This is a genomic window from Halobacillus massiliensis (assembly GCF_900166625.1).
Taxonomy (GTDB): domain Bacteria; phylum Bacillota; class Bacilli; order Bacillales; family Halobacillaceae; genus Halobacillus_A; species Halobacillus_A massiliensis.
This window is the reverse complement of the sequence record NZ_LT800499.1, coordinates 3670104-3694364: the sequence shown is the minus strand read 5'-3', so window position 1 is coordinate 3694364 and position 24261 is coordinate 3670104. Positions and strand designations below refer to the sequence as shown.

Below are 24261 nucleotides of genomic sequence, written 5' to 3'. Positions count from 1 at the left end.
TCTGCTGTTGGCCCGGCAGAGACTTTTTTTGAATTTATCCTAATTCCGGGAGCTCGATGACTAGTTCGCCTTCTCCAGGTTTGGATTTTGCTTCATTATAACTGTATGAATTTAAATAAGGAGAGTAGGTTTTTACATAGATTTTTTTCTGGCGGGAGTTTACGTTTAAGAGGCGCATATAGCCTTGTCCGCCTTCAGGTTCACTCTGGTAATTAGCGACCATCTGAAATACTTTACGGTCAGGTTCGTCATCACCGTCATCATCAATTTCGTCGACGACTGATTCACTTCCGTAGTAGTGACCATTTAGTGTGGCGACAACATTTTTGTTAGGTGTTACAACTTTTTCAAAAATCTCTTCACCTATGGGACTTCGCTTTCCTGAAGCCAATAAATAATCATGAAAACTCAGCAGCGCAATACGGTCAGAATGCTTGGCAAGCACCTGATTAAGCCAATTGATTTCTCCCTGCTTAATCCCCCATCCCATATAAACCATAATATATTTTTCACCGTTTTCCTCAATCAAATCATAATGGCCGCGATTATTTTTATAAGAGCCACCGAAAGCCTTCTGTTTTTTAACCCGGTTCTCTCCAAAATGTTTATAAAACTGCTCATAGCTATTGTTATTTTTTAAATCAACATCATGGTTTCCTGCAAGCACTCCGTAAGGAACTTGTGCTTTCTCCAACACATTCATAGATTGATCAGCATACTGCCATTGTTCTTCACTGTCCCACTTGTTGACGACATCGCCTGTATGGAAAACGTATGGAATATTGAGATAGTCCTTATTAGCGGCTATCCAATCGACCATTTGCCGGTAAATATGGGGGTAACTTTTTGTGTAATATTGTGTGTCTGTCATCCAGACAAGTGTGTAATCATATGGTGAATTTGCTTTAACTTCCGCATTGGCGGTGGAGGATGGAGGAGGCTCCTCGTTCGAAGCTGAAGTCACATGGGAGATAAGAACCATAACAAGTAAGACACTTATTGTAGCGGCTGTTAATTTTTTTATAATATGCTCCATACTCTCACTCCCGCTTTGTAGAAAAATAAACGAATCTGTCGTTTTAAATTAGTGTATCTTTGCAGGTAATTTCTTATGCAGGAGAGGAGAGGAATGGTGGATGGTAAATAACAGAAAAACCAAATAAAAAAACCAAGACTGATTGGTTAAACGCCAATCTTATGTAGTAATGGCTGATTCATTAAAACAGCTCAACTTCTTAAATCCTAGAGCCCTCTAATTTTAGAAAGTTTCTGTTGTTCTATGCTCAATGAGTATTTACAATATGACAAAAATCAAATGCTGAAATTCCGATCGGATGGACGAGATGAGTTCTCAACAAAACTCAGGCAGTATTTCTTATGAGAATAAAGCTTGGAAATTTTGGAATATGAAACGGTACAAAAACAAAAATATAAAGAGATCTGCAAGCATCTAAAGATTTTTATTAAAGGGCTTCCTTATCCCAGTAGCCCTTTTCTTATGAGGCTTTAATCATTAGACTCTGAAGCCGGCCAAGCATATAATGGAAATTATCCAACAGGGTCAGGAGTTTTAAAATGAAAAAGATTTCCATTATTACATACGCAGCAATCATTAACTCATATATTGTTTTATTTTACATCACCCAATTTATCGAAAGTCATAGCATCCTGTTGTTACTTTCTTCTTTAGGTCTACTGTCACTGGTGTTTTCCTTTCTATATTTGACAACTGAAAAAAGGATGCTGCCGTTCTTTTTAGTATCGTTTGCTCTATTCATTCTTATTATGTCAGACGCTCCGATAACGGAAGGACTCTTCGAAGGCTTCCGGCAGATGACGAGCTTAATTGCCATTCTGTTAATTGTTCCCATTATCAGCTGGATCTTAAAAGAAGAGCCGTATATTGAAAAAATCATGTCACTTGCTGGGAATGTTCTAAATACAAGCCGGAGATTTTACTTTGGGATCATGATGATTACACAGATTCTTTCGTTCTTTCTATTATTTGGATCCATCCAGACGGTTTATCATTTTATTCAAGGAATTCTCGGCAATCGAAAGGGAGAAGGATGGGAGAATTTTAAAGGTACGGCTCTGCTCCGGGCGTTTTCACTTTGTACGCTCTGGGTTATTAGTATTCCAAGCTTTGTGTTTATTGTGAATTTCTTAGATGCTTCTCTATGGATGTCGATGCTGCAGGGAGCTTTGATTTCCTTTGGAGCCGTTTTATTAGCTGTTGCTTTTTCTTATTTCGAAGAAAAGCACTATAAAATTAATATTACGCTGGCGCTGCAGGAAGAAATTCAAAAAGCAATTGGTACACAGGAGAAGGGGAGAATGAGCAGGGAAGTAGTCGAGTTTTTCTCTTTGTTTGTGCTGATTTTCGGAACGATATTTTTCCTTCACGGTGTGTATGAATTTGAAATCCTGATCATCATCCCACCGGTCATATTAAGCTATACTCTTCTTTATTTCTTAATTAAACAACGCATACCAAGCCTGCAAAAGAATGTGAAATTTTATTTTACCGGTTACTTACAGGGAAAGGCCCAGCAGTTCAGTATCCTTTTATCGGTGGGGCTTGTCATTGTGGCGCTGAATTTATCAGGATGGGGCAGGATTCTTATTGACGGCATATTGGTTTTGGAGGAAACTATTCCAGTTATTAATCTGTTAAGTCTTTTACCATTTGTTCCGATGATTTTAAGCTTTTTCGGGATTGGCCCTCTCCCTGTCTTAGTTCTTGTCGGTGGAGTATTGCAAAATGTGGAACTGCCATATCCGCCTGAACTGCTCGTGCTTTCCATAACGTCTGGGAGCGTTGTTTCTGCCTTAATCTCTCCTTTTATCCTGCCGGCGATCGTGTTGAGCAGTGAAAATGGCTTGAGTATTTTCAAAAACGGTTTTCAATTTAATATTTTGTATGCCATTGCCTTTTATCTGTTCGTCCAGACCTATTTACAGCTGTTCTGGTTCTTCGTTTGACTTTTCTGAATTCTTGTTTTAGGTTTACTATATCGCAAAGAAGAGGGACTGATAAACGTGAGCAAGATTGTTTTAATTGGAGACAGTATTACGGATTCTCACCGCGGAGCAGATCCTGAAGGTTTGGGGGACGGTTATGTCCGTCTTTTGAGGGATTTCTACGTAACATCCTTTCCGGGAAAGGAATTACTTTTCGTAAATAAAGGGGTGTCTGCAGATCGGATAACAGATCTTGAGGTGAGGTGGCAGGAGGATGTCCTGGAGGAAAAACCGGACTGGGTGTCTGTATCTATCGGGATTAACGACGTTTGGCGTCAGCTTGACAATCCGGGAATGGATCAGGTTCAGCCTGAGCAGTTTTTAACGATTTATAGAAGATTGCTGCAGCAAGCAGCTGAGAAAACGGACAGCCGTTTGATTTTAATGCAGCCGACGGTAATTGAAGAGAAACCTTCATCAAAAGGAAATCAGCTGTTGAAGGAATATGTAGAAATCGTTGATCAGCTCGCCAAGGAATATGACGCCATCCTCGTCCCTTTGCATAAAGTATTTATCAGCTATCTTAAGAAGAATGGACCGGTTCCCTTAACGACTGATGGAGTACATATGACGACAACTGGAAATATGCTGATGTTTAAAACGTGGAGAGAAGCAGTGCAGGATTATATAACGAATTAAGGAGGAGCTTATGAAACAGTATAATATTGCCGTAATCCCTGGAGATGGGATTGGAAAAGAAGTCGTCCCTGTTACACTGGACGTGCTGAACCATGCAGCAGAATTATTTGGAGATGTATCCTTTCATTTTACAGAGTTCCCCTGGGGCTGTGATTATTATTTAGAACATGGAGAAATGATGCCTGAAGATGGGATTGAACAGCTTGAAAAGTTTGATGCTATCCTGCTTGGAGCTGTAGGAGATCCTGAGCGCGTGCCCGATCACATTTCGTTATGGGGGTTATTAATTAAAATCCGCGGGGGGATGGATCAGTCGCTTAATATTCGGCCAGCCAAGCATTTTAAAGGATTGGAATCTCCACTGGCAAATCCGCGGGATTTTGACATTATGGTCGTAAGAGAAAATAGTGAAGGGGAATACAGCGAGGTTGGCGGCCGCATACATAAGGGTCAGGATGAAATGGCTATTCAAAACGCTGTATTTACCCGCAAAGCTTCAGAACGGGCGATTCGCTATGGGTTTAAGCTTGCTTCTGAAAGAAGAGGGAAGCTTACCAGTGCCACTAAGTCCAATGGTATTGTCCATTCCATGCCTTTTTGGGATGAGATTTTTGCTGAAATCAGCAAGGAGCACCCTGAGATCAAAGCTAATAAGAATCACATAGATGCATTAGCTGCTTTCTTCGTATCTAAACCACAGGACTTTGACGTTATTGTGGCGAGTAATTTATTTGGAGACATTCTCACAGATATTGGAGGGGCGATCATGGGGAGTATTGGGATTGCTCCGGCGGCGAATTTGAACATGACAGGGGATCATCCTTCAATGTTTGAGCCCGTTCACGGCTCCGCTCCTGATATATTTGGAAAAGGGATTGCCAATCCGATTGGACAGATCTGGACGGCGAAAATGATGCTCGATCATTTTGGAGAAACAAAGATGGCAGACAGCATTTTGACAGCCGTTGAAGAAACGACAGAAGCAGGCGTGAAAACAGGAGACATAGGCGGCCGTTCAACAACAATAGAAGTTGCCAATGAAGTATGTAAACGAATGAAAGTATAACTAAGAAGCCGTTCTGCTTTTCGCAGAAGGGCTTCTTTTTTAGAAAAGGAACGAGTACGTTCCTATCACTTTAAGCTCCTTCTGCTTCTTCTTTCTCCCACTCCAGGATTATTAGAGGTGTTTGACTGAACTTCCTGCTCACGGGCGGAGGGCTCGTGGTCTTTTTTATTTGAATACATGGAATTGTGCTCTGTCTTATTGGCTAAAAAGGTTTGATAAATTGTATTTTCATGTCTTTCATCAGCTTCAACCATAACGATGATTTTCCCGTTTCTTAAATGTTCATCGTATTGTTTGGCCTCTTCTTCCGGCAGGCCGGCTCCAACGAGAGCACCTACAATTCCGCCTCCTCCAAGGCCGATGCCCAGCCCGGAAAGGGCAGCAACAATGGGTCCTGCTGCGGCAATTTGTCCAACCCCAGGAATAGCAAGGAGACCAAGACCGGTAATTAGGCCCGCTGCCCCTCCGAGCACACCGCCTGAAGCAGCGCCGATCCCTGCTCCTCTGCCGGCATTTTGCCCGCGTTTTCCTTGATTAGTCGTTACTAGGAGGTCTGTTTCATCTTCAAGTACATTTACTTTATTTCGATCTCTGGCGAAGACTGAAATTTCATCAGCCCCATATCCTTTTTTCTTTAAATCGCTGATCGCTCTTTCGGTATCTCCTACCTGCGAAAAAACACCGCCGAGAATTCTTTTATCCATTTGTTATCCTCCTTTTTGCTATGCTGATATAATTACATACCCTTTCGGAGAGTATATATTCCTCACAGAAGAATTTGACACTTTTTCACAGATCAGGTAAAGTAATTTTAAATAAACGACGGAAGGGTGACTTAAGCTAGTGAAGTACTAATCCTATTTTTACAAAACCATGAATCGAAGGTCATTTAAATAGAAGCAGATTTCTGCTTTATTTGTAATGCCTTCACTCAGGTTTTCAGAATAGGATTGGGATTTCTATGGCTGCGTGAAAAGGAGACGTGTCTCTTTTTTGTGTTCACCTGTACCTATGCCTCCTATTCTGAAAACAGATAGGGGGCTTTTTTGTCCCTGATAAACGGAAAATGGGGGATGAATCCTATGTTGCTTTTAGAAGCTCATCAATTAAAGCATTATGTAAAAGACAGACTATTACTCGATATTAATCAGTTGAAAGTCCACAGAGGAGATCGAATAGGACTTGTCGGTAAAAACGGCAGTGGAAAAACAACTTTACTGAATATATTGGCTGGAGAGCTGGCTCCGGAAGCAGGACGAGTATTCCGTCAAACAGAAGCAGCTCTACTGCCGCAGCTTAAACGTACGGATCCAGTGAAAAGCGGGGGCGAAGTCACACAGGAATATATTGCGAATGCTTTTATTAAGGCTCCTGAAATCTTACTGGCTGATGAGCCTACTACCCATCTGGATACAGAACATATCGAATGGGTGGAAAAGAATCTCATGAAGTGGAAGGGGGCTTTTGTTGTCGTTTCCCACGACCGGGAATTCCTCGATAATGTCTGCACTAAAGTGTGGGAGATCACGGATGGGGTTTTAAAGGAATACGTGGGGAACTACAGTGAATATGCGAAACAGAGGGATTTGAGAGTCAGGCAGCAGCAGGCTGATTTTCAAAATTATGAGGCTAAGAAAAAACAGTTGGAGGAAGCTTTGAAATCAAAGGAGAAAAAAGCTGAAAGAGCAACGAAAAAGCCTAAAAGTGTGAGCAAATCAGAAGCCAAAGAATCGAAACCATACTTTGCGAAGAAGCAGAAAAAGCTTCAGAAAACAGGCAAAGCGATTGAAAAGAGGCTGGAGCAGCTAGAAAAGGTTGAAAAACCAAAAGAAATGCCGCCTATTAAGATGAATCCTCCTAATATGGAAGTAATGAAGGGACGAATCATCCTGCGAGTGGAAGGGGTATCCGGGAAAGCTGGTGAAAGACTCCTCTGGAATAAAAAGAGCTTTCATGTGAGCGGAGGTGATAAGATGGCGATTATCGGTCCAAATGGAAGCGGAAAAACCACTCTTGTAAAAGAAATTCTAAATACAGTGGAAGGAATTTCGATTAATCCATCCGTGAAAATCGGGTATTTCAGCCAGAATCTAAATATTATAGATGTGGAAAAATCAATCTTAGAGAATGTAAGCTCTAGTTCGAGGCAGGAGGAGAGTCTGATTCGGATTGTGCTCGCAAGGCTTCACTTTTACGGTGACGATGTATTTAAAAAAGCGGGTGTGTTAAGCGGTGGAGAACGGGTTAAAGTGGCACTGGCAAAATTATTGCTGAGTGAAATAAATACGCTGATTCTTGATGAACCGACGAACTTTTTGGATATCGAAGCTGCGGAAGCATTAGAATCTCTGCTTAAGGAATATGATGGCACCTTAATTTTCGTTTCCCATGACCGGCGTTTTGTTAACACCATTGCGACTCGTATTCTTCAGATAAAAGACCAGGAAATTAATATTTTTGAAGGAACGTATGAGCAGTTTAAAAGGAAATCCGAGCAGACAAACGAGGATACATCTAAACAGCAGAAGCTTATCCTGCAGACGAAAATATCTGAAGTACTCAGTCGTTTAAGCTTAGAACCTTCTGAGGAGTTGGATAAAGAATTTCAGCAGCTGCTTGCAGAAAAACGCAGGCTGGAGAATAGTTAGGTTTGTAATAAATTGTAAATGAATTGTGTTACTATTATTCCTCCCCTTAGGGTATACCTTAATCATTGGGGGTGGGAACTATTTGCATAAGAGACTTAGAAGAACAAATTGAAGAGCTTCGTCAGCGTATGTACAGAATGTATCGGGAAGATCCTTTAAACCCCCAGGTGATAGAGGTGTCGCAAACGCTGGATGAGCTCTTAAATGAGCGCAGAAAACAAGCAGCCCTACTCAGAAAGAAGTAGGGTTCAAGTTTTGTGCGAAGGAAATCATTCTTGGATGATTTCCTTTTTTATTTTCCGCTCCAGCGGAAGAACTTAGAAGCAAGAAATACAGATACAATAGCAATCCCAATTAAAACAGCAACCTCAAAACCATATTCTGTAATTGGCGCTTCTGTCCATGTGCCGCGAAGAAGCTGGATAACATAATAAAGTGGAAGGATTTTGGCTGTATACTGTAGAATGGTCGGCAGCATTTCAAGTGGAAATGTCGCCCCTGACAAAAACAACATCAGGTTTAGAAATAAAGAACTGATAGCTGCCGCAGACTGGGTGTTTTTCGCCAGGGAAGTGATAAATAAAGCAAATGGGAAAAAGGCCAGAATGCTGATTAGTAAAGCAAGTAAGGTGCTGCCTGCATAAGTCGGGAGAGACAAATCATAAAGCGCCATGCCGAAGACGAGAAGCAGCACAGCTGAAATTGCAAAAATAACTGTGCCCTGAAAAGTGTGGGCGGCAAGAATTTTCCATGGCTGAAGCGGTGTAGACTGGTACCTTCTCAGTACTCCTGTTTCTCGGTAATTGGTCAATACGGTTCCTAATGTGAAAAAGGAAGTAGTCACGATGTTAACACCAATCCATGAGGGTACAAAATATTCAGCAAAGGCTTGCTGGCTCATATTATTATCGACAAACATGGAACCAAACAGCCAGATCATAACGATAGGAAAAAGAAAGGTCCAAAACACACTTAAACGGTCTCTAAAGAACATTTTAGTTTCTATACTGGCAAGCTTTACAATGGCTGTCATCCGATCTTCTCCTTTTCTAAATATTGAACAAATAGATCATCGAGAGAACCTTTTTCAAATGTAAAATTGGTTAATGCAATGTTGTTTTCATGACAGTAGCTAAAAATATAATAAGCTGTCGTTTGCTGGTCTTCACAGAAAATTTTAAATACATTCCCCTTTTGCTCCACACGATCGATGTTAGGAAGAGAGATTAAATATTCGTAAGTGAGTGCTTCACTTTCAAAAACGAGGCAGCGGGCTGCACTGTCATTTAGTAATTCTTTTGGAGTGTTTAAAGCTTTTAACTGGCCGCTGTAGATCATAGCTACACGGTCACAAAGCTGTTCGGCTTCTTCCATATAATGAGTCGTCACAACGATCGTACATCCGCGGTCTCGTAATAACTGAATCAGTGACCACATTTCCCGACGAGCCGAAGGATCCAATCCCATGCTTGGTTCATCGAGGAATAAGATTTCAGGTTCATGCAGTGTAGCCAGAGCAAGTGTTACCCGCTGCTTCCAGCCGCCGGATAAATCTTCAAATCTAACATTGAGTTTTTCATTTAATCCAAGAAGTTCGATAAAATACTTCTTCTGGGTAGATTTTTTATAAAAGGATGAAAAAAGGTCCAATGCTTCTTTGACTTTCATTTTCTTTTGAATAGAAGTCGCTTGAAATTGAACACCGATTTTTTTGTTGAGTTCGCTCAGCTGTCTGCTCGGCACAAGACCCATTACATCAACCTCACCTTCATTAGGCTTAGAAACTCCTTCCAGAATCTCTAATGTGGTTGTTTTCCCTGCACCATTTGGACCAATAATTCCAAATATTTCTCCTCTGTAAACGGAAAAAGAAAGATCCTTCACCGCTTGTGTAGCGCCAAAGCTTTTCGATAGGTTTTTTACTGTAATTACCTGTTCCATACAGGTTCCTCCTTTACATTATTCAATACATTCAAGGTCTTTATTAAGTCTCTTCGACTCCTTTTTAAAATAGAGATAGAATCCAATCCATGCGATTGTGTAGACAGCTATAGAAATGGCTAGGTAAATCAAAAAGTGATTTAAATTAAAGGGAATCCAGCCAATTCCAAGTCCTAACAGTAAATATATAGTGGTAACTGTAAGAAAATGCAAAGCTGTCTGCATCGGAAGGCTGAGCGAACGAATTTCAAAGTAAAGCGGGGTGACAGAAAACAACCAGCCGCAAAAAATGTAGCCGAAGGCGTTTTTTAAAAAAGCCGCGCTGTCTATGGAAGGATGCTCAGCGAAATATATAAAAGCACTTGTAGCAAATACAGTAATGAATGCTCCAAAGAAAACTCCGATAAGGCTCCTGAACAAAAATTTCTTCATCATTTGCTGCCCCTCCTGTTCATTTTTAACGTTTCTTTTATTTTGCTTACATAGTGCCTTGAAGCATATTCCTTTTCACCAGACTTAAAATGAACACACAGTGTTCCATTAAACGATGGCTCAAAGTGACTCATGGCATATAAATTGGCGATGACAGACTTAGAGATCCTGATGAACCTGCGAGAGGAAAGCGATTGTTCGAGCTCATACAGCTTTTCTTTTATTTTGAAAGCCCCTTTAGAAGTGGCTGCTGTTACAATGTCTCCTTCTGTGCGGAAGTAATGAACGTCCTCCGGCTTGATTAGATGCTGTTTCTCTCCATCTTTTCCAACGATAAGATCAGTTTCCGTCTTGTTGAGATATTCGAGGATTTCCTGGATGGATGGGTTTAATTCTTTACAGTGGATCGTTACCGTTGTTTCTTCGTGATGGGAATTAACGTCGAGTAAAATTTTCATTCAATATGAATCCTCCTTTGTATGAGGCTTATAAAAATAGTATAGATCGCTTATATTCAAATGTCACCGACTGTAAGGCAACACGCAGGATGGGAAGGGTAAGATGCCAAAACCGTTGTCCATCTTGCACGTTTCTTGAAAATAAATCGGTTTATCGGTACGATGAGTTCATCTTGAAATCGTTACAGATAGGCACTCGGTCTGTATGAAGGAGGATTATGGTTGTCATATATACGAAATCATCTCTACTTTTTTAATGCCTTTGTTTTTCTTTTATTTATCCTCCACGTTTTTTGGCCACATCCTGTTCTTATAGCGCTGATAGGGGCGTTGGGAATGGTTATGGTTGTGCTTAACTTTGCTCTGGCTGATAGGGTGTTTAAGATCATCGGTGTAATTCTGTTATCGGCCGGAATTTTCTTTTTTTCCTCGAGCAGTGAATCTCTCACATCCATACCGGGATTCTTTGCAGAAAATATAGGGCTGTTGTTTTTAATTTCCATGCTTCCCTGGATGAACAGTGTCGTAAAAGCAGGCAGATATAACCAGCTTCTACAGGGGCTTTTAGGTTCGAGCGGCAGGCAGTCACTTGGCTCACTATATGTACGCAGCCAGGCCACAATGGTTTCGCTTGCAGCTTTTCTAAATTTAACATCGGTTATTATTTCTCAGGATTTATTGGTTAATCAATTAAAGACACTACCCGGAAAAGTGCGAAACCGATTCATTTTTCTTACGACCTTAAGAGGTTATTCGATGGCGCTCCCATGGAGTCCTCTAGAAGTATTACTAGTTACTGCAGTTTTTGTAACGGGAGTAAACTTTCTTTCGATTTTGCCCTGGATGATTCTTATAGCAGTTCTTGGGTTTATAGTGGATGCAAGTATCGGAAAGTGGAGGTTTCGGAATGAGTGGCTGGAGGAATCTTCAACTTCCCGGCCTGGTCAATCCGTGCCTAAGAAGAAACTTGCTGCATTTATTACAGGACTGGTGCTTTTCCTGGCCGCTGTCGTCTTTGTGGCTAATGTGCTGCAATTTGATTTTCTATTTGCTGTAACTATAACGATTTTTCCATTTGCGTGGATATGGGCTGTTATAATGAAACGAAGTAAAAGCTTTCTTAAACTCGGATGGCCCTCATGGGTCAGTCAGACTAACCACTTAAGCAATTTTATTGTTTTGTTAGTTCCTTTATCTTTTTTTACCGAGTCGCTTAACGTTTCTCCTTATTTAGATTACCTTCAACAACCAATCGTAGCCTTGGATGGACATCCGCTGCTCATCATGCTGTTTATTCAATTTACATTCCTTGTGATGACTTTATTAGGCATACATCCACTGGCTGTTATGGGGATCTTTGGAGGGATTACAGGCCTTCTTATGGAGACTATGCCAACTGTTACATTGACCGTGCTGCTTGCAAGCTGCGCAATCGCTACAGTTTCGTCAGCTCCTTATGGACTTATAATAACGATGACATCGGTTAGGCTAAGAGTAAATCCTTATCGAATTGTTTTAACCAATCTGCCATATAGTCTGATTTATGGGTTTATAGGCGTCCTTGTTTCATTGCTTACCTTGCAGTTTTATTAAGTGAGAAAGTTTACACAAAAATTCTACATTTGTAATAAGCAAGGCTTAATTATGCTCTGACCCCTTGCAGGACAAGGGATGGATAATTTACAAGCTGGGTATTCCACAAAATGACATGTTTGAGGAAATGGAATCTGATGTTACAATGCAACTACTATCGAAAAAGAAAGGGGAAATACCTTTGAATAAAAAATGGTTAGTAAGTTTACTGCTTGCAGCTCTCGTAGCGCTGTTGGCAGCGTGTAATAATGATGAGGAATCATCAAAAGAAAGCAAAGAGAAAGAACAGGCAAAACAAGAAGAATCCGCACAAGGCGGGGAACAGCAGGAGCTTCCTGAGCCCGATCTTGAGGGTATCCCCGATGTCGTTGCTGAAGTGAATGGTGAAAAAATAGATAAGAATGAATTCACAGAAACTTATGAACCTCAATTCCAGCAGATGGCAATGCAGATGCAAATGACTGGCCAAGAGGTAAATCAGGATGAGATTAAAAAACAAGTGGCTGAGTCTCTCGTAGGCCAGGAATTGCTCATCCAGGAAGCTAATAATAAGGGATATGAAGCTTCAGAAGAAGAGAAGCAGAAATCACTTGAAGAATTAGCAAAAATGAACCAAATGGAATCTCCAGATGACTTCTTAGCTGCTCTGAAAGAACAGGGCATGGAGGAAAAAGAAGTAATGGCACAGATTGAAAAGCAGGTGAAAGTGGACCAGCTTGTAGCAGAAGAAGCTGGTGATACGGAACCTAGTGAAGAAGAAATGAAGGAAATGTATGAGCAAATGAAAGCTCAGCAGGAAAAAGCAGCTAGTGAAAGTGAAGGTAAAGGCGAAGGAGCTGGGGAAGTTCCTTCCTATGAAGAGGCCAAGCCTCAAATCGAACAGCAGTTGAAGAATCAAAAAGAAGGAGAAGCTGTTCAGAAAATGGTTAAAGACCTTCGAGAAAAAGGTGACGTGGAAGTTCACATTTAAAAATTTCAAAGATGAAACCAGGGCTGTAATTAAGCCCTGGTTTTTTTTATACCTCTCTCCTCCCAGGAGGGTGCCGGCCATACTACATTTTTTTCTTTGAAATGAAGCGGCCAGATTATCCGGTATTTCTGATTTAAGATTTGTACAAGCAGCCCGTCCGCGAGGATATTCTGTCCTTCCTCATTAAAACGAACTCCTTGCCATGGCATGATTAATTGACTGCCAGGAATATTAGTAAGCCTTAATGCTCTTCTTATTTTATAAGGGTTTTGACTTCCAGCCCGGTTAATCCCATCAATCAGCACCATCATCCCTGTAAAACTTCGGGCATTCGTTTCATTCATATTTTCTTGATAACGCTTTTTATAAAGTCTGTTAACCTCTGTTACTATAGGTTTGAATTTTCCAAGTCCCAGCGCCCAGGAAGCGCGGCTTATGATATAGTTTCCATCATTACCGACGGTTTCAAGAAATTCAGGAATGACGTAGCCGGCGTTTTGAACGACAAAACCATCAGGAAACCAATTGACAGCTTTTAATGTAGTAACCGTCATTATTGCGTCGCTTAAAAACTGCTGGGCTAAAACAACCTGAGGATTTGCACGAAGGATTCGCAAGATCGCAGCCTCAAGAGAAGAAGGCGTACTGTATGGTTCAAAAGCTGTAACTTCCCCTCCAAACCCCTTCACATCAGCTATTTCAACAGCTGATGCCTCAAGTCCGAATTCAGATCCTTCAGATAGGATGCCGAATGTTGAAAGATCCTGTCCTTGCACATCTTTTAAAAAACGGAACAATTCAAACATCAGACGTGTATATAAGACATCATCTGCTCCAGTTCTGAAGAACCACTTAAGCCCGCGCTGAGTTAAAGTTGGAGCAGAAGATTCAGGGTTCACGTAAGGGATTTCCAGTGTTTCCGCAAGCAGAGAAGTGGCATCCGTGACACTGCTCTGATAAGCGCCGATCAGGGCAGAGACTCCTTCCTCGCTGATTAAACGTCTTGCTTCTTGAACTCCGATCACGGGATCACCCTGTGAATCCCCAAAGACGAGTTCAATCTTATATTTAGTGGAGGTAAAGCAGTTTAATGTATCCAGTCCTTCGGGCAGCTGTTTCGAATGATTGGAAATGTCCTGTGCTAAGAGTAATGCTTTCTTAATATCTTCCCCAATCGATGAAAGCGAACCACTTAGAGGATAAACAGCTCCTATTTTAACCACTTTCTTCATAGCTCCCCCCCTTTCTTAGGGCCATATCCTTTTCAATTTTATGAAAAAGAGAGGAAGTCCCATGCAAATAGAAAGGACTTAAGGCTTTCATGTGATAGGATAGAAAAAAAGAGGAAGAGGTGCTGTGGCTTGAAAAATCTTAAATTAGGCAAAAGTGATTTGGAAGTTGGGGAAATTTCTTTAGGATGCATGCGGATCAGTGAACTTGATAAAAAAGATGCTGCTTATGTTATCGAAAATGCGTTAGAACTAGGCGTAGATTTATTCGATCATGCGGATATTTACGGAAAAGGAAAGTCCGAGGAGGTATTTGCGGATGCCATTTCTATGAATGATGATCTCAGGGAGAAAATGAAGCTGCAAACGAAGTGCGGCATTCGCGACGGATTTTTCGATTTCTCAAAAGAGCATATTTTACAATCAGTGGAAGACAGCCTCCGCCGTTTAAAAACAGATTATGTGGACAGCCTGCTGCTCCACCGCCCGGATACATTGATGGAGCCTGAGGAAGTAGCTGAGGCTTTTACTGAATTAAAAGAAAGCGGTAAAGTCAGACACTTTGGCGTCAGCAACCAGAATCCAATACAGATTGAGCTGCTTAAAAAGTATTTTAATGAGGATCTTATTGTAAATCAGCTTCAGTTAAGTCTTGTACATACGCCAATGATAGATGCCGGATTTAACGTTAACATGATGAATGAGCCGGCCGTCGTCCGTGACAACGGGGTCCTTGAATATTGTCGGCTAAATGATATAACGATCCAGGCATGGTCTCCATTCCAGCATGGGATGATTGAAGGTCCATTTATTGGAAATAAGGAGTTTCCGGAAGTAAATGCAAAGCTGAAGGAAATTGCTGAAGCTAAAGGTGTTACAGATACCGCAATTGCGACAGCATGGATATTAAGACATCCAGCCAATATTCAGCCAGTGGTCGGGACGATGAATCCAAAACGGCTGCAAGATATTGTTAAAGCTTCTGATGTTGAGCTTACAAGAGAAGAATGGTATGAGCTTTACCGTTCGGCAGGGAACGACCTGCCTTAGAGTTCCAACTGACATTTAAAAGGGCTGGCGAGGATACACTCGCCAGCCTTTTTGTTGGAATTTATTTTTTTAAGGAGAGAGTAGTTCATTTTACAACGGTAGTTTCCTCACGCTTGACGCCTTCCGTAGGCTCACCCTTCTCTGTGTTCCCAAGGAAGCTTTTTGATTCTCGATTAAAGGGGAAGAGAGTTCCGTTTATCTGAATATAGAGACCCGGGCCTGGGGAAAGACTCGCTTTCCATGGGCGAACGGTGAGCTTCCTCAGGCTAAAGCCTTCCGGGATCTCACCATGTTCTATTCTCCCATAGGAGTCTCGCCGTTTCCCCTGGCCCTTTATGTTATTTGGAGTAACGGAACATTGAGTAAGAGAAGACTATTTCCTTTAGAGCGGTTGCTGAAATTACAGCGTTCTGTTTATACCATCAATGATAAAGCTGCTCGAAATGGCGAGACTCCTGCAGGGAGATAGAGCCAAGGTGAGATCCGCGAGTGGAACGAGCTAGCTCACCGGCTCCCCGCGGAAAGCGAGCTATTTCCCAGCCTCGTTTCTCCACACGAGATAAACGGAACTGTTCTTTCTCTATTACTATTGAGAAAAAGCGAGAAAATGGCGAGACTCTTGCAGGAAGTTAGTTCTATGGTGAGATCCGTGAGTGCAACAAGCTAGCTCACCGGCTCACTGTGAAAAGTTATCCCGCTTCACTAAATATCTTTAAGAAAGCATCTTTCACTGTAAAATCAAGCCTGCCTGAAACACCGTCAACAGGAAGAATCTCATAGGTTTTACCCTCCAGATAACCAATCCAGTAAGGCATATAGAGAATCCACGAGGAATGTAGTGTAAGGTCTATTGACTTTTTTCGTTTTTCCTTATTAAAGGCTTCCCAGTAAATGGCCTTTCGCGCCGCTTCTTGATCTTCCTGCCCAATGACAGCCAGTTTGTTAACCTCTTCATTTAAAGGCTCAAGAGGATAGCTGCTTGGAAGAATTGCCGGTGTTTTTGCAATCGTTTCAATAGCGATTTTCCCTCTAATCTCTTCCTTAAGGGAAGAGGTATTTAGAGTATATTCGTAGCACCAGAAGGGGAGATAGACTAGTTCCATGGAAACAAGCTTCTGTCTCCTTTTTATTATCTTTATTAGTTTATTCGACATATGCTCGCTGATTCTACATACAGCTTCTTCACGTGTTACTTCCGGCTTTATATAATATTCGGGCTTCATGGGGTTCACTCCTTCACAGCTTTTATCCTGCTTGAATAATCAGTAAGAAGATAAGGGCGATGACAAAGTAACCAATTAAGTAAAACGGCCATCTGTTTACAGGTTCTTCTTCTTGCATCTCTTCTACTGAAGCAGCAGATTCCGCTCTTTTAGCCAGTTTTTCCTGGGTGGAAACTTCTTTTTCCTTCATTGTTAACCCTTTCAATTTATATTCTTCAGGTTTTGATCCTATTAGACTTATCGCATACCCGATGATATATGCCGCTGCAGCGCCGACAATATTATTGTATAAAAAAGAAATGGTAAAAAATTGAGTGACCGCCCATACTGAGGCCATACCTGCGATAAGGCCGGCGAATGCCCCGGTCCCGTTTGTTCTTCTCGTAAATAGTGCTAAAAGAAATACGCCAAGTAATGCACCATTGAAGAGTGAGCCGATTTTGTTAATCGCTTCAATAACGGGGCCTAAATTTGCAACGAAAAAGGCAAATACGGTAGCATAGGCTCCCCAGAGTAGAGTCGCCCACCTTGATGCTTTAAGATAATGCTCCTCAGATGCATTCTTTTTAAAGAATTTGCTGTAAAAATCGCGAATCGTAACCGCTGATAATGCATTTAACCCCGAATCTAGACTGGACATGGCGGCAGCGAATACGCCCGCGATAATTAGACCTGAGATTCCAGAAGGAAGTTCATTGACGACAAACATTGGAAACAGCTCATTTAAATCAGAAATTTCAGGATTTCCGTTAAACTGATAGAACACATAAAGCAGAATTCCAATAAATAAGAATAAGAGCATTTGCGGAATAATGAGAACACCCGTTAATAACAAGGAAAGTTTACTTTCTTTAATGGATTTACTCGTCAATACTCGCTGAATCTGGCTTTGGTCTGTGCCAAAATAAGCAATATGAAGAAAGAAGCCTCCTATAATTCCAGCCCACACACTATATTCTACAGACAGGTCCATCGACCAGTTGAGTGGTTCAAGCAGTCCAGCAGTTGAAGCGGTTGAGACAATCTGCTCCCAGCCGCCTGGCACTTTTGTAAAAATTACAATCATGCTGATAATCGCACCAAACCAAAGGACGAACATCTGGATGACATCAGTCCAAATAACAGCGCTGATGCCTCCCAAAACGGTATAGCCAACCGCCAATACAGCCATTAAGATAATAGTGAAAGCAATATCCCAACCTGTCACTACTGACAATACCAGGGCAGGAGCATATAATACCACACCGGTAGCCAGGCCTCGGGCTACAAGAAATAAGAAAGCGGCAAAACTTCTAGTCTTCACATCAAATCTTTTTTCTAAATATTCATAAGCCGTATAAACTTCCGTACGATAGAAAAAAGGAACGATGGTTACAATTAAAAATGCAATAGCAAGAGGCACATTTAAATACATAATCAGCCGCTCCAGCCCGCCTTCATATCCCCAGCCGGGCGCACCGATAAATGTAATTGCACTGGCCTGTGTCGCCATAACGGAAAGGCCGATCGCCCACCATGGAATGCTTCTGCCGCCAAGGAAATAATCTTTTGTAGATTTTTGATTTTTTCCGAACAAAGCACCTACGATCGCTACAACAAGAATATAGACAATCAGAATCGAGTAGTCGAGAAATGTGAAATTATTCATAATGCTCCCTCCTTGTGAAAATTACATATGAACAGATGATTTTTTATTCGAAGATTCGTATGCTTTTAAAGCTACTTCTACAGCTTTTAAACCGTCTTCTCCCGTAATGAAAGGCGGGCGTTTTTCACGAATGGCTTCAACGAAATCAGCAATGAGCTGCTGATTCATATCATCACCCCAGAAACTCCAGTGCACACCGCTGTCATTGCTGTAGACATTAATTTTTTGAGCGAATGCATCGACAGATAGAGTACCTTCTGTTCCAACAAATTCTAAAGTTACATCTCCCCAGGTAGGATAGGCATCGTTTCTCGACCAGCTGCAGTCTAAGGAAGCAAAAACACCATTATCAAAATCCATCGTTAAAATTCCGCAGTCATCAATCGGCTTTTCACTGATTAAATGATCGATTTCTGCATAGACACTAGTGATTTCTGATTTCAGAATCCAACGCATAACGTCAACGACATGGACCGTATGATCAATTACTGCACCGCCGCCGGAAAGCTCTTTATCGTTAAACCAGCCTCCTGGATTTGTGCCGCGGTTCGTTCCTTTTATTGCTAAGATATCCCCAAGCTCGCCTTCATCAATAATCGCTTTTGCTCTAATGATCGCAGAGCTGAACCGTACAGGAAAAGCTGTCTGCAGGAGAACATCGTTTTCTTCACAGCACTGAATCATAGCTTTTGCGTCTTCGATTGTAGTTGCAATTGGTTTTTCACAGAGTACATGTTTCTTTGCATTCGCAGCAGCTGTTACGTGTTCCCGGTGATACACATTTTCGGAAGTAACAACGACTGCTTCAATATCTGATGATAGTAAACTTTCAAGACTTGTATAAAAAGTGGCTGAGTATTTAGAGGAGGCATTTCTTCCGCGTTTCGCATTACTGTCATAAATACCTGAAATTTCAACGTCGTCCTGGTTAAGCAGTGCCTCTGCATAACTATAGGCGTGCATATGAGCAAAACTAATGATTCCAACTTTCATCATTTAACTTCCTTTCCTTCATGAATTATGATTAAGGTATACGGGTTCGCCAGTTTCTGCTGATTTCTTGGCTGCAAAAGCAATTTCCATAGCTTTATAACCATCTTGAGGTGTAACGATAGGCTCCTGATCTTTCTCCAGGCATTCAATAAAGTGGCTTAACTCCTTATAGAATGGGGTAGCTTTTAATGGGCTTTCAGGTACGACCACTCCGCTTGTTTGCTGGACGGGTGATTTTTTAACGGCTCTTACGGGGGAGACTTCTGAGCTGTCGTAATCAATAATGCCTTTAGTGCCGGCAAACTCAAACTTAGAAGAGAATCCCTCATGGGCCCACGTTCCTTCCACATGGGCGATGATCCCATTATTGAATCTTAAAGTAACTAAGGAATAATCGTTTCGGTCGTTTCTTCTGCTGGAGAGATTCTTTGCAAATACTCTTTCAACCTCACCAAAACACCAGCGTAAATAATCAAAGTCGTGAATGACTAAATCCAGTAAGAGGCCGCCGCTCTTATTAAAATCGGCATACCAGTCAGTCCATCCTGTAGGAAATACACCGCCTCTTGATGTCCGTACCACTGCTGGTTTACCTATGACACCTTGCTCAACTTTCTCCTTAGCCTGTACATACTCTGGAAAGAATCGTACGACATGACCTACAAAAAGGCGGACGCCTTTTTCATCACAATAATTCATCATTTCGTCAGCTTCTTCTAAAGTGAGTGCCAATGGCTTTTCACAGCATACATGGACACCCAGGTCTGCTGCTTTTTGTACATACTCCTTATGCAGGTGGGTGGGTAGACAAATATCGATCAAATCGATTTGTTCAAGTTCTTCCACAGCATCTTCAAGAGAATAGAAGGCTTGTGTCTCTGAAGCCTTAGCAAGTTCATTGGCTTTCTCTTTTCTAAAATCTACAATTCCAACTAAATTAGCATCTTTTATAGACTGATAGGTTTGGGCATGCACCGTTCCCATCGTGCCAGCACCAATTAATAAAATGTTTTTCACAACGTTCGCTCCTTTATATAGAAAAATTGAAAATATCCTGCAATAGTACAGCTGCTGCTCCTTTCAGTCCGGGATTATCCCCAAGGGTGGCAGGGTGAACTTCGAGTTTATTCGTAAATAGAGTGAAAGAATGATCCCTGAGCTTTTTCTCTATTTGACTCATTAACGATGGCTCTTTATGAACAGCTTCCCAGCCGATAAGGAGCACATCGGGATTGAACAGGTGCACCAGTGTCACTAAGCCGGAAGCTAAATCTTCTGCCATTTCGCTGGCAATTGACAAAGCCATTTCATCCTCCTGTGCTAGCGCTTTCAAAAAGATCGATACATCAATACGGCTCATTTCATTTTCAGCCAGTGAAAGCATGGCAGAAGAATGTCCGCGGGTGAGAGAAGATAAAATTTTTCCGTAAATCGCCGGCCAGCCAACATAATGATCGAGGCAGCCGGTATTTCCACATTCGCATACAGGACCATGCTTATTAATGCTGATATGCCCCAGCTCTCCAGCACCACCGCTTTTTCCCCGAAAAATTTCATCGTTAATAATGATTCCAGCCCCAAGTCCTTCTCCCAGCTGAATATAAAGTACATTTCTTTTATCCTGAAAGTCTCCAAATTGTTTTTCAGCTAGCACAATAGCATTTGCATCATTATCGACCCACGTTTTTAAACCTGTTTGTTTTTCAACGAGAGCTTTTAAAGGCACATCTTCAAGTTGGAGCTTCGTGTTCTTGCGAATAATCCCATGCTCAGCATCTACAATACCTGGGCAAATAATAGAAATTCCCAGACAATGCTCCAGCTCTGGAACTTTTGCCACATAGTCATTTATCCTCGAAACGATCGAATCTACAATGTTGTCTTGTTTCAATATATTAAGGACATAAGTAGATTTGTGAAGGATGGCTGCTTCCATATCCATCGAGGCGATCGTGATCAAAGAATTTGTAATGGAAACACCAATTAAATATTTACTGGACGGAACAAAACTTACTAAAATTGGCTTTCTCCCGCCCCTGGAATGCCCTGTCATCCCATCAACGACGAGTCCTTCTGTAACAAACTGGTTAATTGCAGTTGCTACAGTTGTTGGACTAAGATTTAAATTTTTGGCAAGATCACTTCTGGAAATTGGGCCATTCTTTCGAATCATATCAAGTATTCGAAACTGATTAAGTTCCTGTACCAGTTTAAACCCTCTTCTTTTCATAAATAACCTCCTTTCTCCAATAGGGTTAATAAGTCAGCGAAATCTGAAGAACTTAATTCTTTATAACAACCTTTATTAAGGTTAAATAGTAAAACTTATTCCAATTGATTGATTAACTTTATCGTTACTATAACTAATAGAATTTTTAAAAACAATAGGTAATATGTAAGGGTTTACATAAATGTTGTGAAGTAGCTTTTAAAAAGCAAAGTTTTCATTAACAGGTTAATAAAGTCCTAAGAAATGTATGTTATCTCTAGGGACTTTTTTGATTTGGAGTACTATAATGGACGCAAAACAAAAAGGAGAGTGAAAAGCTAGCAAGTTCATTAGGCAGTGTAAGGCCAACCGTTATTTAGTATCTGGTCCTTCATGATTTATGAATGTTAACTAATTATAGAAAGAGGGATAATTTCTAAATGAAGCATTCAAAAAGATTTGAAATCTTAAAAGAAAGACCTGTAAACAAAGATGGTTTTGTAACTGAATGGCCGGAAATGGGCTTTGTAGCTATGGCTAGTCCAAATGATCCTAAGCCCACAGTTAAAGTGGAGAATGGAAGAATAATTGAATTGGATGAAAAGAAACGAGAAGACTTTGACATGCTTGATCAGTTTATTGCGGATTACACAATTGATCCAATTGCTGCTGAAAAAGTTATGGAGCTTGATAGTTTAGATATCGCCCGCAAAATGGTTGATATAAACGTTTCCCGTACCGAAATAATAGAAATTTCTAAAGGTATGACTCCTGCTAAGGTATTGGAAGTGCTTAATCATATGAATGTGGTAGAAATGATGATGGCCTTACAAAAGATGAGGGCAAGAAAAACTCCTTCTAATCAATGTCATGTTACAAATGTTCGTGATAACCCAGTACTTATGGCAGCAGATGCAGCGGAAGCGGGACTTTATGGGTTTGATGAACAAGAAACCACTGTAGGTGTTGTGCGCTATGCTCCTTTTAATGCATTGGCATTACTTATAGGTTCCCAAACAGCTAGAGGTGGAATATTAACTCAAGATTCCTTAGAGGAAGCTACAGAACTCCGTCTGGCAATGCTTGGATTAACTTCATATGCTGAAACTATTTCTATCTATGGCACAGAATCAGTGTTTATAGATGGTGACGATACACCTTGGTCGAAATCCTTTTTAGCTTCTGCCTATGCTTCACGTGGTGCGAAAATGCGTTTCACTTCAGGGACAGGTTCTGAAGTGCAAATGGCAGGTGCAGAAGGAAAATCCATGCTTTATTTAGAAATCCGCTGTGTCATGATGGCTAAGGGAGTAGGGGTTCAAGGACTGCAAAATGGTTCAATCAGCTGTATTGGTATACCTGCTTCTGTCCCGAGTGGTATTCGAGCAGTTTTAGCGGAAAACTTAGCTACTACCTTGTTTGATATGGAAGTGGCTTCTGGCAATGACCAAACTTTCTCTCATTCAGAAATAAGGCGGAGTGCCAAAATGCTTTGTCAAATGCTTCCGGGCACAGATTTTATTTTTTCTGGATATAGTGCTGTTCCAAATAATGAAGATATGTTTGCGGGGTCAAATATGGATTCAAGTGATCTAGACGATTATTTAATTATTCAGCGAGATATGATGGTTGATGGCGGCTTAAAACCAGTAGACGAAGAAAAGGTAATTGAAGCTCGTTATCAGGCTGCTAAATCTCTCCAAGTAGTTTTTGAAGAGCTGGGATTTCCTATTATTACCGATGAAGAAGTAGATGCAGCAACTTATGGTAATAGTAGTGAAGATATGCCTCAAAGGAATGTGGTAGAAGACTTAAAAGCAGCAGAGAGAATTTTACAAGATGGTATTTCTGGATTTGATATTGCTTTAATTTTAGCTCAACGTGGATATGGCACAACAGCGGAAAGAATTTTTAACCTTTTAAAACAAAGAGTTGCTGGAGATTATCTTCATACTTCAGCGATTATTAATAAAGAAAATATAGTAGTTAGTGCAATTAATGATGAAAACGATTACAAAGGACCGGGAACAGGATATAGACTAAGTCCCGAAAGATGGGAAGAGATTAAGAATATTCGCCAGGCTATCAGTCCGAGAGACTTTGATTGAGAGGGGAAACTATAATGACTGTAGAAACTTTTTCGATAGAGATGAAACTGACGGAAATTAGTCAAGCAGCAAAAGGAACAAATCCAAAAGAAGTAATTGTAGCTATTGGCCCGGCTTTCGGAAAAGAAATGAACAAAACCATTGTAGGTGTCCCTCATACCTCCGTTCTGCGTGAAATTCTTGCAGGGATTGAAGAGCAAGGAGCAGAATCGAGAGTGATTCGAAGTGTGAGTATAGCAGACTTAGCATTTATGGCTCATGGGGCAGCAAAAATGAGCGGTTCAGGAATCAGCATTGGACTGCAATCGAGAGGTACGGCAGTGATCCATCAGAAAAACCTTGATCCACTCAGTAATTTTGAGTTATTTCCTCAGTCTCCTTTAATTACTTTAGAAACTTACCGAATGATTGGAAGAAATGCTGCTATGTATGCTTTGGGGGAGAGTCCAAGCCCTGTGCCAGTAGCAAATGATCAAATGGCAAGGCCTAAATATCAGGCAGCGGCAGCCCTGCTCTATTTAAAAGAATGTCAATCTCGAATTCCTGATCAAAAACCCAGCGAACTAAAAGTAGACTTTTCAATAAAAGAATAGGAGGAAAGATAATGACAAGTTTAACAAAAAAGGACTATCCACTCGGGCAGAAAAGACCTGATTTAGTTTATACCCCCAAAGATAAATCTTATAACGATTTAACGTTAGATGCTGCTTTAAATGGAGAAATAACTAAAGACGATTTACGGATAAGTCCAAAGACGCTGGAGATGCATGCAGAAATAAGCGATAGCTTGGGAAGAACACAGCTTGCGAAGAACTTTAGGCGAGCTGCTGAAATGATCAACATATCTGATGCTCGAATTTTAGAAATTTATAATGCTTTACGGCCTAATCGGTCAACTAAGGAAGAGCTTCTTATGATTGCCGATGAACTAGAAAAAGATTATTCAGCAAAAGAAAATGCAGAATTAATCAGAGAAGCTGCAGATGTATATGAAAGACGAGGAAGTTTAAAGAAAAGTGAAGAATAGTGA

23 protein-coding genes are annotated in these 24261 nt (G+C 41.0%); 11 read left to right on the top strand and 12 right to left on the bottom strand.

The features are described 5' to 3' along the window. Positions 1-34: 34 nt before the first annotated feature. A complete protein-coding gene (locus B7E06_RS18275) occupies positions 35-1036 on the bottom strand; it encodes a metallophosphoesterase (RefSeq protein WP_082235360.1) in 1002 nt (333 codons plus the stop codon). A gap of 539 nt (positions 1037-1575) precedes the next feature. On the opposite strand from B7E06_RS18275, the gene B7E06_RS18270 reads away from it, so the two are divergent. From B7E06_RS18270 to B7E06_RS18260, 3 genes are read left to right on the top strand one after another with little or no spacing between them, the layout of a single operon-like run. Continuing rightward, complete coding sequence (locus tag B7E06_RS18270) at positions 1576-2985, top strand: hypothetical protein (protein WP_082235359.1); 1410 nt, start codon at positions 1576-1578, stop codon at positions 2983-2985. A 57-nt stretch (positions 2986-3042) separates the two neighbouring features. Continuing rightward, entirely contained in the window at positions 3043-3663 is a 621-nt protein-coding gene (locus tag B7E06_RS18265; RefSeq protein ID WP_342743640.1) for an SGNH/GDSL hydrolase family protein, read from the top strand. A gap of 10 nt (positions 3664-3673) precedes the next feature. Further along, positions 3674-4729 carry a tartrate dehydrogenase gene (locus B7E06_RS18260; RefSeq protein ID WP_082235357.1) on the top strand — a complete coding sequence of 352 codons (1056 nt, stop codon included), beginning with the start codon at positions 3674-3676 and terminating at the stop codon, positions 4727-4729. 65 nt (positions 4730-4794) lie between these two features. Here the strand turns inward: B7E06_RS18260 and B7E06_RS18255 are convergent, their stop codons facing one another. Continuing rightward, positions 4795-5433, bottom strand: coding sequence for a general stress protein (locus B7E06_RS18255; RefSeq protein ID WP_143414522.1), 639 nt, complete (start codon positions 5431-5433; stop codon positions 4795-4797). Between the two features lie 378 nt (positions 5434-5811). Here B7E06_RS18255 and B7E06_RS18250 point away from each other — a divergent pair, with 378 nt between their 5' ends. Further along, positions 5812-7377, top strand: a complete 1566-nt coding sequence (locus B7E06_RS18250) for a Vga family ABC-F type ribosomal protection protein (RefSeq protein ID WP_082236058.1) — start codon at positions 5812-5814, stop codon at positions 7375-7377. Positions 7378-7448: 71 nt separating this feature from the next. Next, positions 7449-7622, top strand: coding sequence for a Spo0E family sporulation regulatory protein-aspartic acid phosphatase (locus B7E06_RS22275; protein WP_281249160.1), 174 nt, complete (start codon positions 7449-7451; stop codon positions 7620-7622). A gap of 47 nt (positions 7623-7669) precedes the next feature. Here the strand turns inward: B7E06_RS22275 and B7E06_RS18240 are convergent, their stop codons facing one another. From B7E06_RS18240 to B7E06_RS18225, 4 genes are read right to left on the bottom strand one after another with little or no spacing between them, the layout of a single operon-like run. After that, positions 7670-8410: an ABC transporter permease gene (locus B7E06_RS18240; protein ID WP_082235355.1), complete on the bottom strand. Its 741-nt coding sequence runs from the start codon at positions 8408-8410 to the stop codon at positions 7670-7672. Then, positions 8407-9318, bottom strand: a complete 912-nt coding sequence (locus B7E06_RS18235) for an ABC transporter ATP-binding protein (protein WP_082235354.1) — start codon at positions 9316-9318, stop codon at positions 8407-8409. Before B7E06_RS18235 ends, B7E06_RS18240 begins: the two co-directional genes overlap by 4 nt. An 18-nt stretch (positions 9319-9336) precedes the next feature. Beyond that, entirely contained in the window at positions 9337-9753 is a 417-nt protein-coding gene (locus B7E06_RS18230) for a DUF3021 domain-containing protein (RefSeq protein ID WP_342743639.1), read from the bottom strand. Next, positions 9750-10208 (bottom strand): LytTR family DNA-binding domain-containing protein, encoded by a 459-nt coding sequence (locus tag B7E06_RS18225; RefSeq protein WP_082235353.1) that lies wholly within the window; start codon positions 10206-10208, stop codon positions 9750-9752. The genes B7E06_RS18230 and B7E06_RS18225 overlap by 4 nt, the downstream gene beginning before the upstream one ends. 222 nt (positions 10209-10430) lie before the next feature. Between B7E06_RS18225 and B7E06_RS18220 the strand changes: the two genes are divergently transcribed. Together B7E06_RS18220 and B7E06_RS18215 are read left to right on the top strand one after the other, a co-directional pair. Continuing rightward, complete coding sequence (locus B7E06_RS18220; RefSeq protein ID WP_082235352.1) at positions 10431-11801, top strand: hypothetical protein; 1371 nt, start codon at positions 10431-10433, stop codon at positions 11799-11801. A 181-nt stretch (positions 11802-11982) separates the two neighbouring features. Then, positions 11983-12771 (top strand): SurA N-terminal domain-containing protein, encoded by a 789-nt coding sequence (locus tag B7E06_RS18215; RefSeq protein ID WP_245807770.1) that lies wholly within the window; start codon positions 11983-11985, stop codon positions 12769-12771. A 29-nt stretch (positions 12772-12800) separates the two neighbouring features. On the opposite strand, the gene B7E06_RS18210 is transcribed toward B7E06_RS18215, so the two are convergent. Then, positions 12801-14003: an ABC transporter substrate-binding protein gene (locus tag B7E06_RS18210; RefSeq protein WP_082235351.1), complete on the bottom strand. Its 1203-nt coding sequence runs from the start codon at positions 14001-14003 to the stop codon at positions 12801-12803. Positions 14004-14132: 129 nt separating this feature from the next. On the opposite strand from B7E06_RS18210, the gene B7E06_RS18205 reads away from it, so the two are divergent. Beyond that, positions 14133-15050 carry an aldo/keto reductase gene (locus B7E06_RS18205; RefSeq protein ID WP_082235350.1) on the top strand — a complete coding sequence of 306 codons (918 nt, stop codon included), beginning with the start codon at positions 14133-14135 and terminating at the stop codon, positions 15048-15050. Between the two features lie 689 nt (positions 15051-15739). Here the strand turns inward: B7E06_RS18205 and B7E06_RS18200 are convergent. From B7E06_RS18200 to B7E06_RS18180, 5 genes are read right to left on the bottom strand one after another with little or no spacing between them, the layout of a single operon-like run. After that, on the bottom strand, positions 15740-16273 hold the full coding sequence (locus B7E06_RS18200; RefSeq protein WP_082235349.1) for a hypothetical protein: 534 nt from the start codon (positions 16271-16273) through the stop codon (positions 15740-15742). A 22-nt stretch (positions 16274-16295) separates the two neighbouring features. Further along, positions 16296-17921: a sodium:solute symporter family protein gene (locus B7E06_RS18195; RefSeq protein ID WP_082235348.1), complete on the bottom strand. Its 1626-nt coding sequence runs from the start codon at positions 17919-17921 to the stop codon at positions 16296-16298. Between the two features lie 21 nt (positions 17922-17942). Continuing rightward, positions 17943-18914, bottom strand: coding sequence for a Gfo/Idh/MocA family protein (locus B7E06_RS18190; RefSeq protein WP_082235347.1), 972 nt, complete (start codon positions 18912-18914; stop codon positions 17943-17945). Between the two features lie 18 nt (positions 18915-18932). Continuing rightward, positions 18933-19931 carry a Gfo/Idh/MocA family protein gene (locus B7E06_RS18185; protein ID WP_082235346.1) on the bottom strand — a complete coding sequence of 333 codons (999 nt, stop codon included), beginning with the start codon at positions 19929-19931 and terminating at the stop codon, positions 18933-18935. A gap of 13 nt (positions 19932-19944) precedes the next feature. After that, a complete protein-coding gene (locus B7E06_RS18180; RefSeq protein ID WP_082235345.1) occupies positions 19945-21144 on the bottom strand; it encodes an ROK family transcriptional regulator in 1200 nt (399 codons plus the stop codon). Positions 21145-21563: 419 nt separating this feature from the next. Here B7E06_RS18180 and B7E06_RS18175 point away from each other — a divergent pair, with 419 nt between their 5' ends. From B7E06_RS18175 to B7E06_RS18165, 3 genes are read left to right on the top strand one after another with little or no spacing between them, the layout of a single operon-like run. After that, a complete protein-coding gene (locus tag B7E06_RS18175; protein ID WP_082235344.1) occupies positions 21564-23231 on the top strand; it encodes a propanediol/glycerol family dehydratase large subunit in 1668 nt (555 codons plus the stop codon). A 14-nt stretch (positions 23232-23245) separates the two neighbouring features. Further along, complete coding sequence (locus B7E06_RS18170) at positions 23246-23824, top strand: propanediol/glycerol family dehydratase medium subunit (protein ID WP_082235343.1); 579 nt, start codon at positions 23246-23248, stop codon at positions 23822-23824. 11 nt (positions 23825-23835) lie between these two features. Then, complete coding sequence (locus tag B7E06_RS18165; RefSeq protein WP_082235342.1) at positions 23836-24258, top strand: diol dehydratase small subunit; 423 nt, start codon at positions 23836-23838, stop codon at positions 24256-24258. The last annotated feature ends 3 nt before the right edge of the window (positions 24259-24261 follow it).

What these genes read in the sequence shown, in the direction of transcription:
- B7E06_RS18275 (WP_082235360.1), bottom strand. Translation starts at nt 1,036, where the DNA reads ATGGAGCATATTATAAAAAAATTAACAGCCGCTACAATAAGTGTCTTA.
- B7E06_RS18270 (WP_082235359.1), top strand. Translation starts at nt 1,576, where the DNA reads ATGAAAAAGATTTCCATTATTACATACGCAGCAATCATTAACTCATAT.
- B7E06_RS18260 (WP_082235357.1), top strand. Translation starts at nt 3,674, where the DNA reads ATGAAACAGTATAATATTGCCGTAATCCCTGGAGATGGGATTGGAAAA.
- B7E06_RS18255 (WP_143414522.1), bottom strand. Translation starts at nt 5,433, where the DNA reads ATGGATAAAAGAATTCTCGGCGGTGTTTTTTCGCAGGTAGGAGATACC.
- B7E06_RS18250 (WP_082236058.1), top strand. Translation starts at nt 5,812, where the DNA reads ATGTTGCTTTTAGAAGCTCATCAATTAAAGCATTATGTAAAAGACAGA.
- B7E06_RS18240 (WP_082235355.1), bottom strand. Translation starts at nt 8,410, where the DNA reads ATGACAGCCATTGTAAAGCTTGCCAGTATAGAAACTAAAATGTTCTTT.
- B7E06_RS18235 (WP_082235354.1), bottom strand. Translation starts at nt 9,318, where the DNA reads ATGGAACAGGTAATTACAGTAAAAAACCTATCGAAAAGCTTTGGCGCT.
- B7E06_RS18230 (WP_342743639.1), bottom strand. Translation starts at nt 9,753, where the DNA reads ATGATGAAGAAATTTTTGTTCAGGAGCCTTATCGGAGTTTTCTTTGGA.
- B7E06_RS18225 (WP_082235353.1), bottom strand. Translation starts at nt 10,208, where the DNA reads ATGAAAATTTTACTCGACGTTAATTCCCATCACGAAGAAACAACGGTA.
- B7E06_RS18210 (WP_082235351.1), bottom strand. Translation starts at nt 14,003, where the DNA reads ATGAAGAAAGTGGTTAAAATAGGAGCTGTTTATCCTCTAAGTGGTTCG.
- B7E06_RS18200 (WP_082235349.1), bottom strand. Translation starts at nt 16,273, where the DNA reads ATGAAGCCCGAATATTATATAAAGCCGGAAGTAACACGTGAAGAAGCT.
- B7E06_RS18195 (WP_082235348.1), bottom strand. Translation starts at nt 17,921, where the DNA reads ATGAATAATTTCACATTTCTCGACTACTCGATTCTGATTGTCTATATT.
- B7E06_RS18190 (WP_082235347.1), bottom strand. Translation starts at nt 18,914, where the DNA reads ATGAAAGTTGGAATCATTAGTTTTGCTCATATGCACGCCTATAGTTAT.
- B7E06_RS18180 (WP_082235345.1), bottom strand. Translation starts at nt 21,144, where the DNA reads ATGAAAAGAAGAGGGTTTAAACTGGTACAGGAACTTAATCAGTTTCGA.
- B7E06_RS18175 (WP_082235344.1), top strand. Translation starts at nt 21,564, where the DNA reads ATGAAGCATTCAAAAAGATTTGAAATCTTAAAAGAAAGACCTGTAAAC.
- B7E06_RS18170 (WP_082235343.1), top strand. Translation starts at nt 23,246, where the DNA reads ATGACTGTAGAAACTTTTTCGATAGAGATGAAACTGACGGAAATTAGT.
- B7E06_RS18165 (WP_082235342.1), top strand. Translation starts at nt 23,836, where the DNA reads ATGACAAGTTTAACAAAAAAGGACTATCCACTCGGGCAGAAAAGACCT.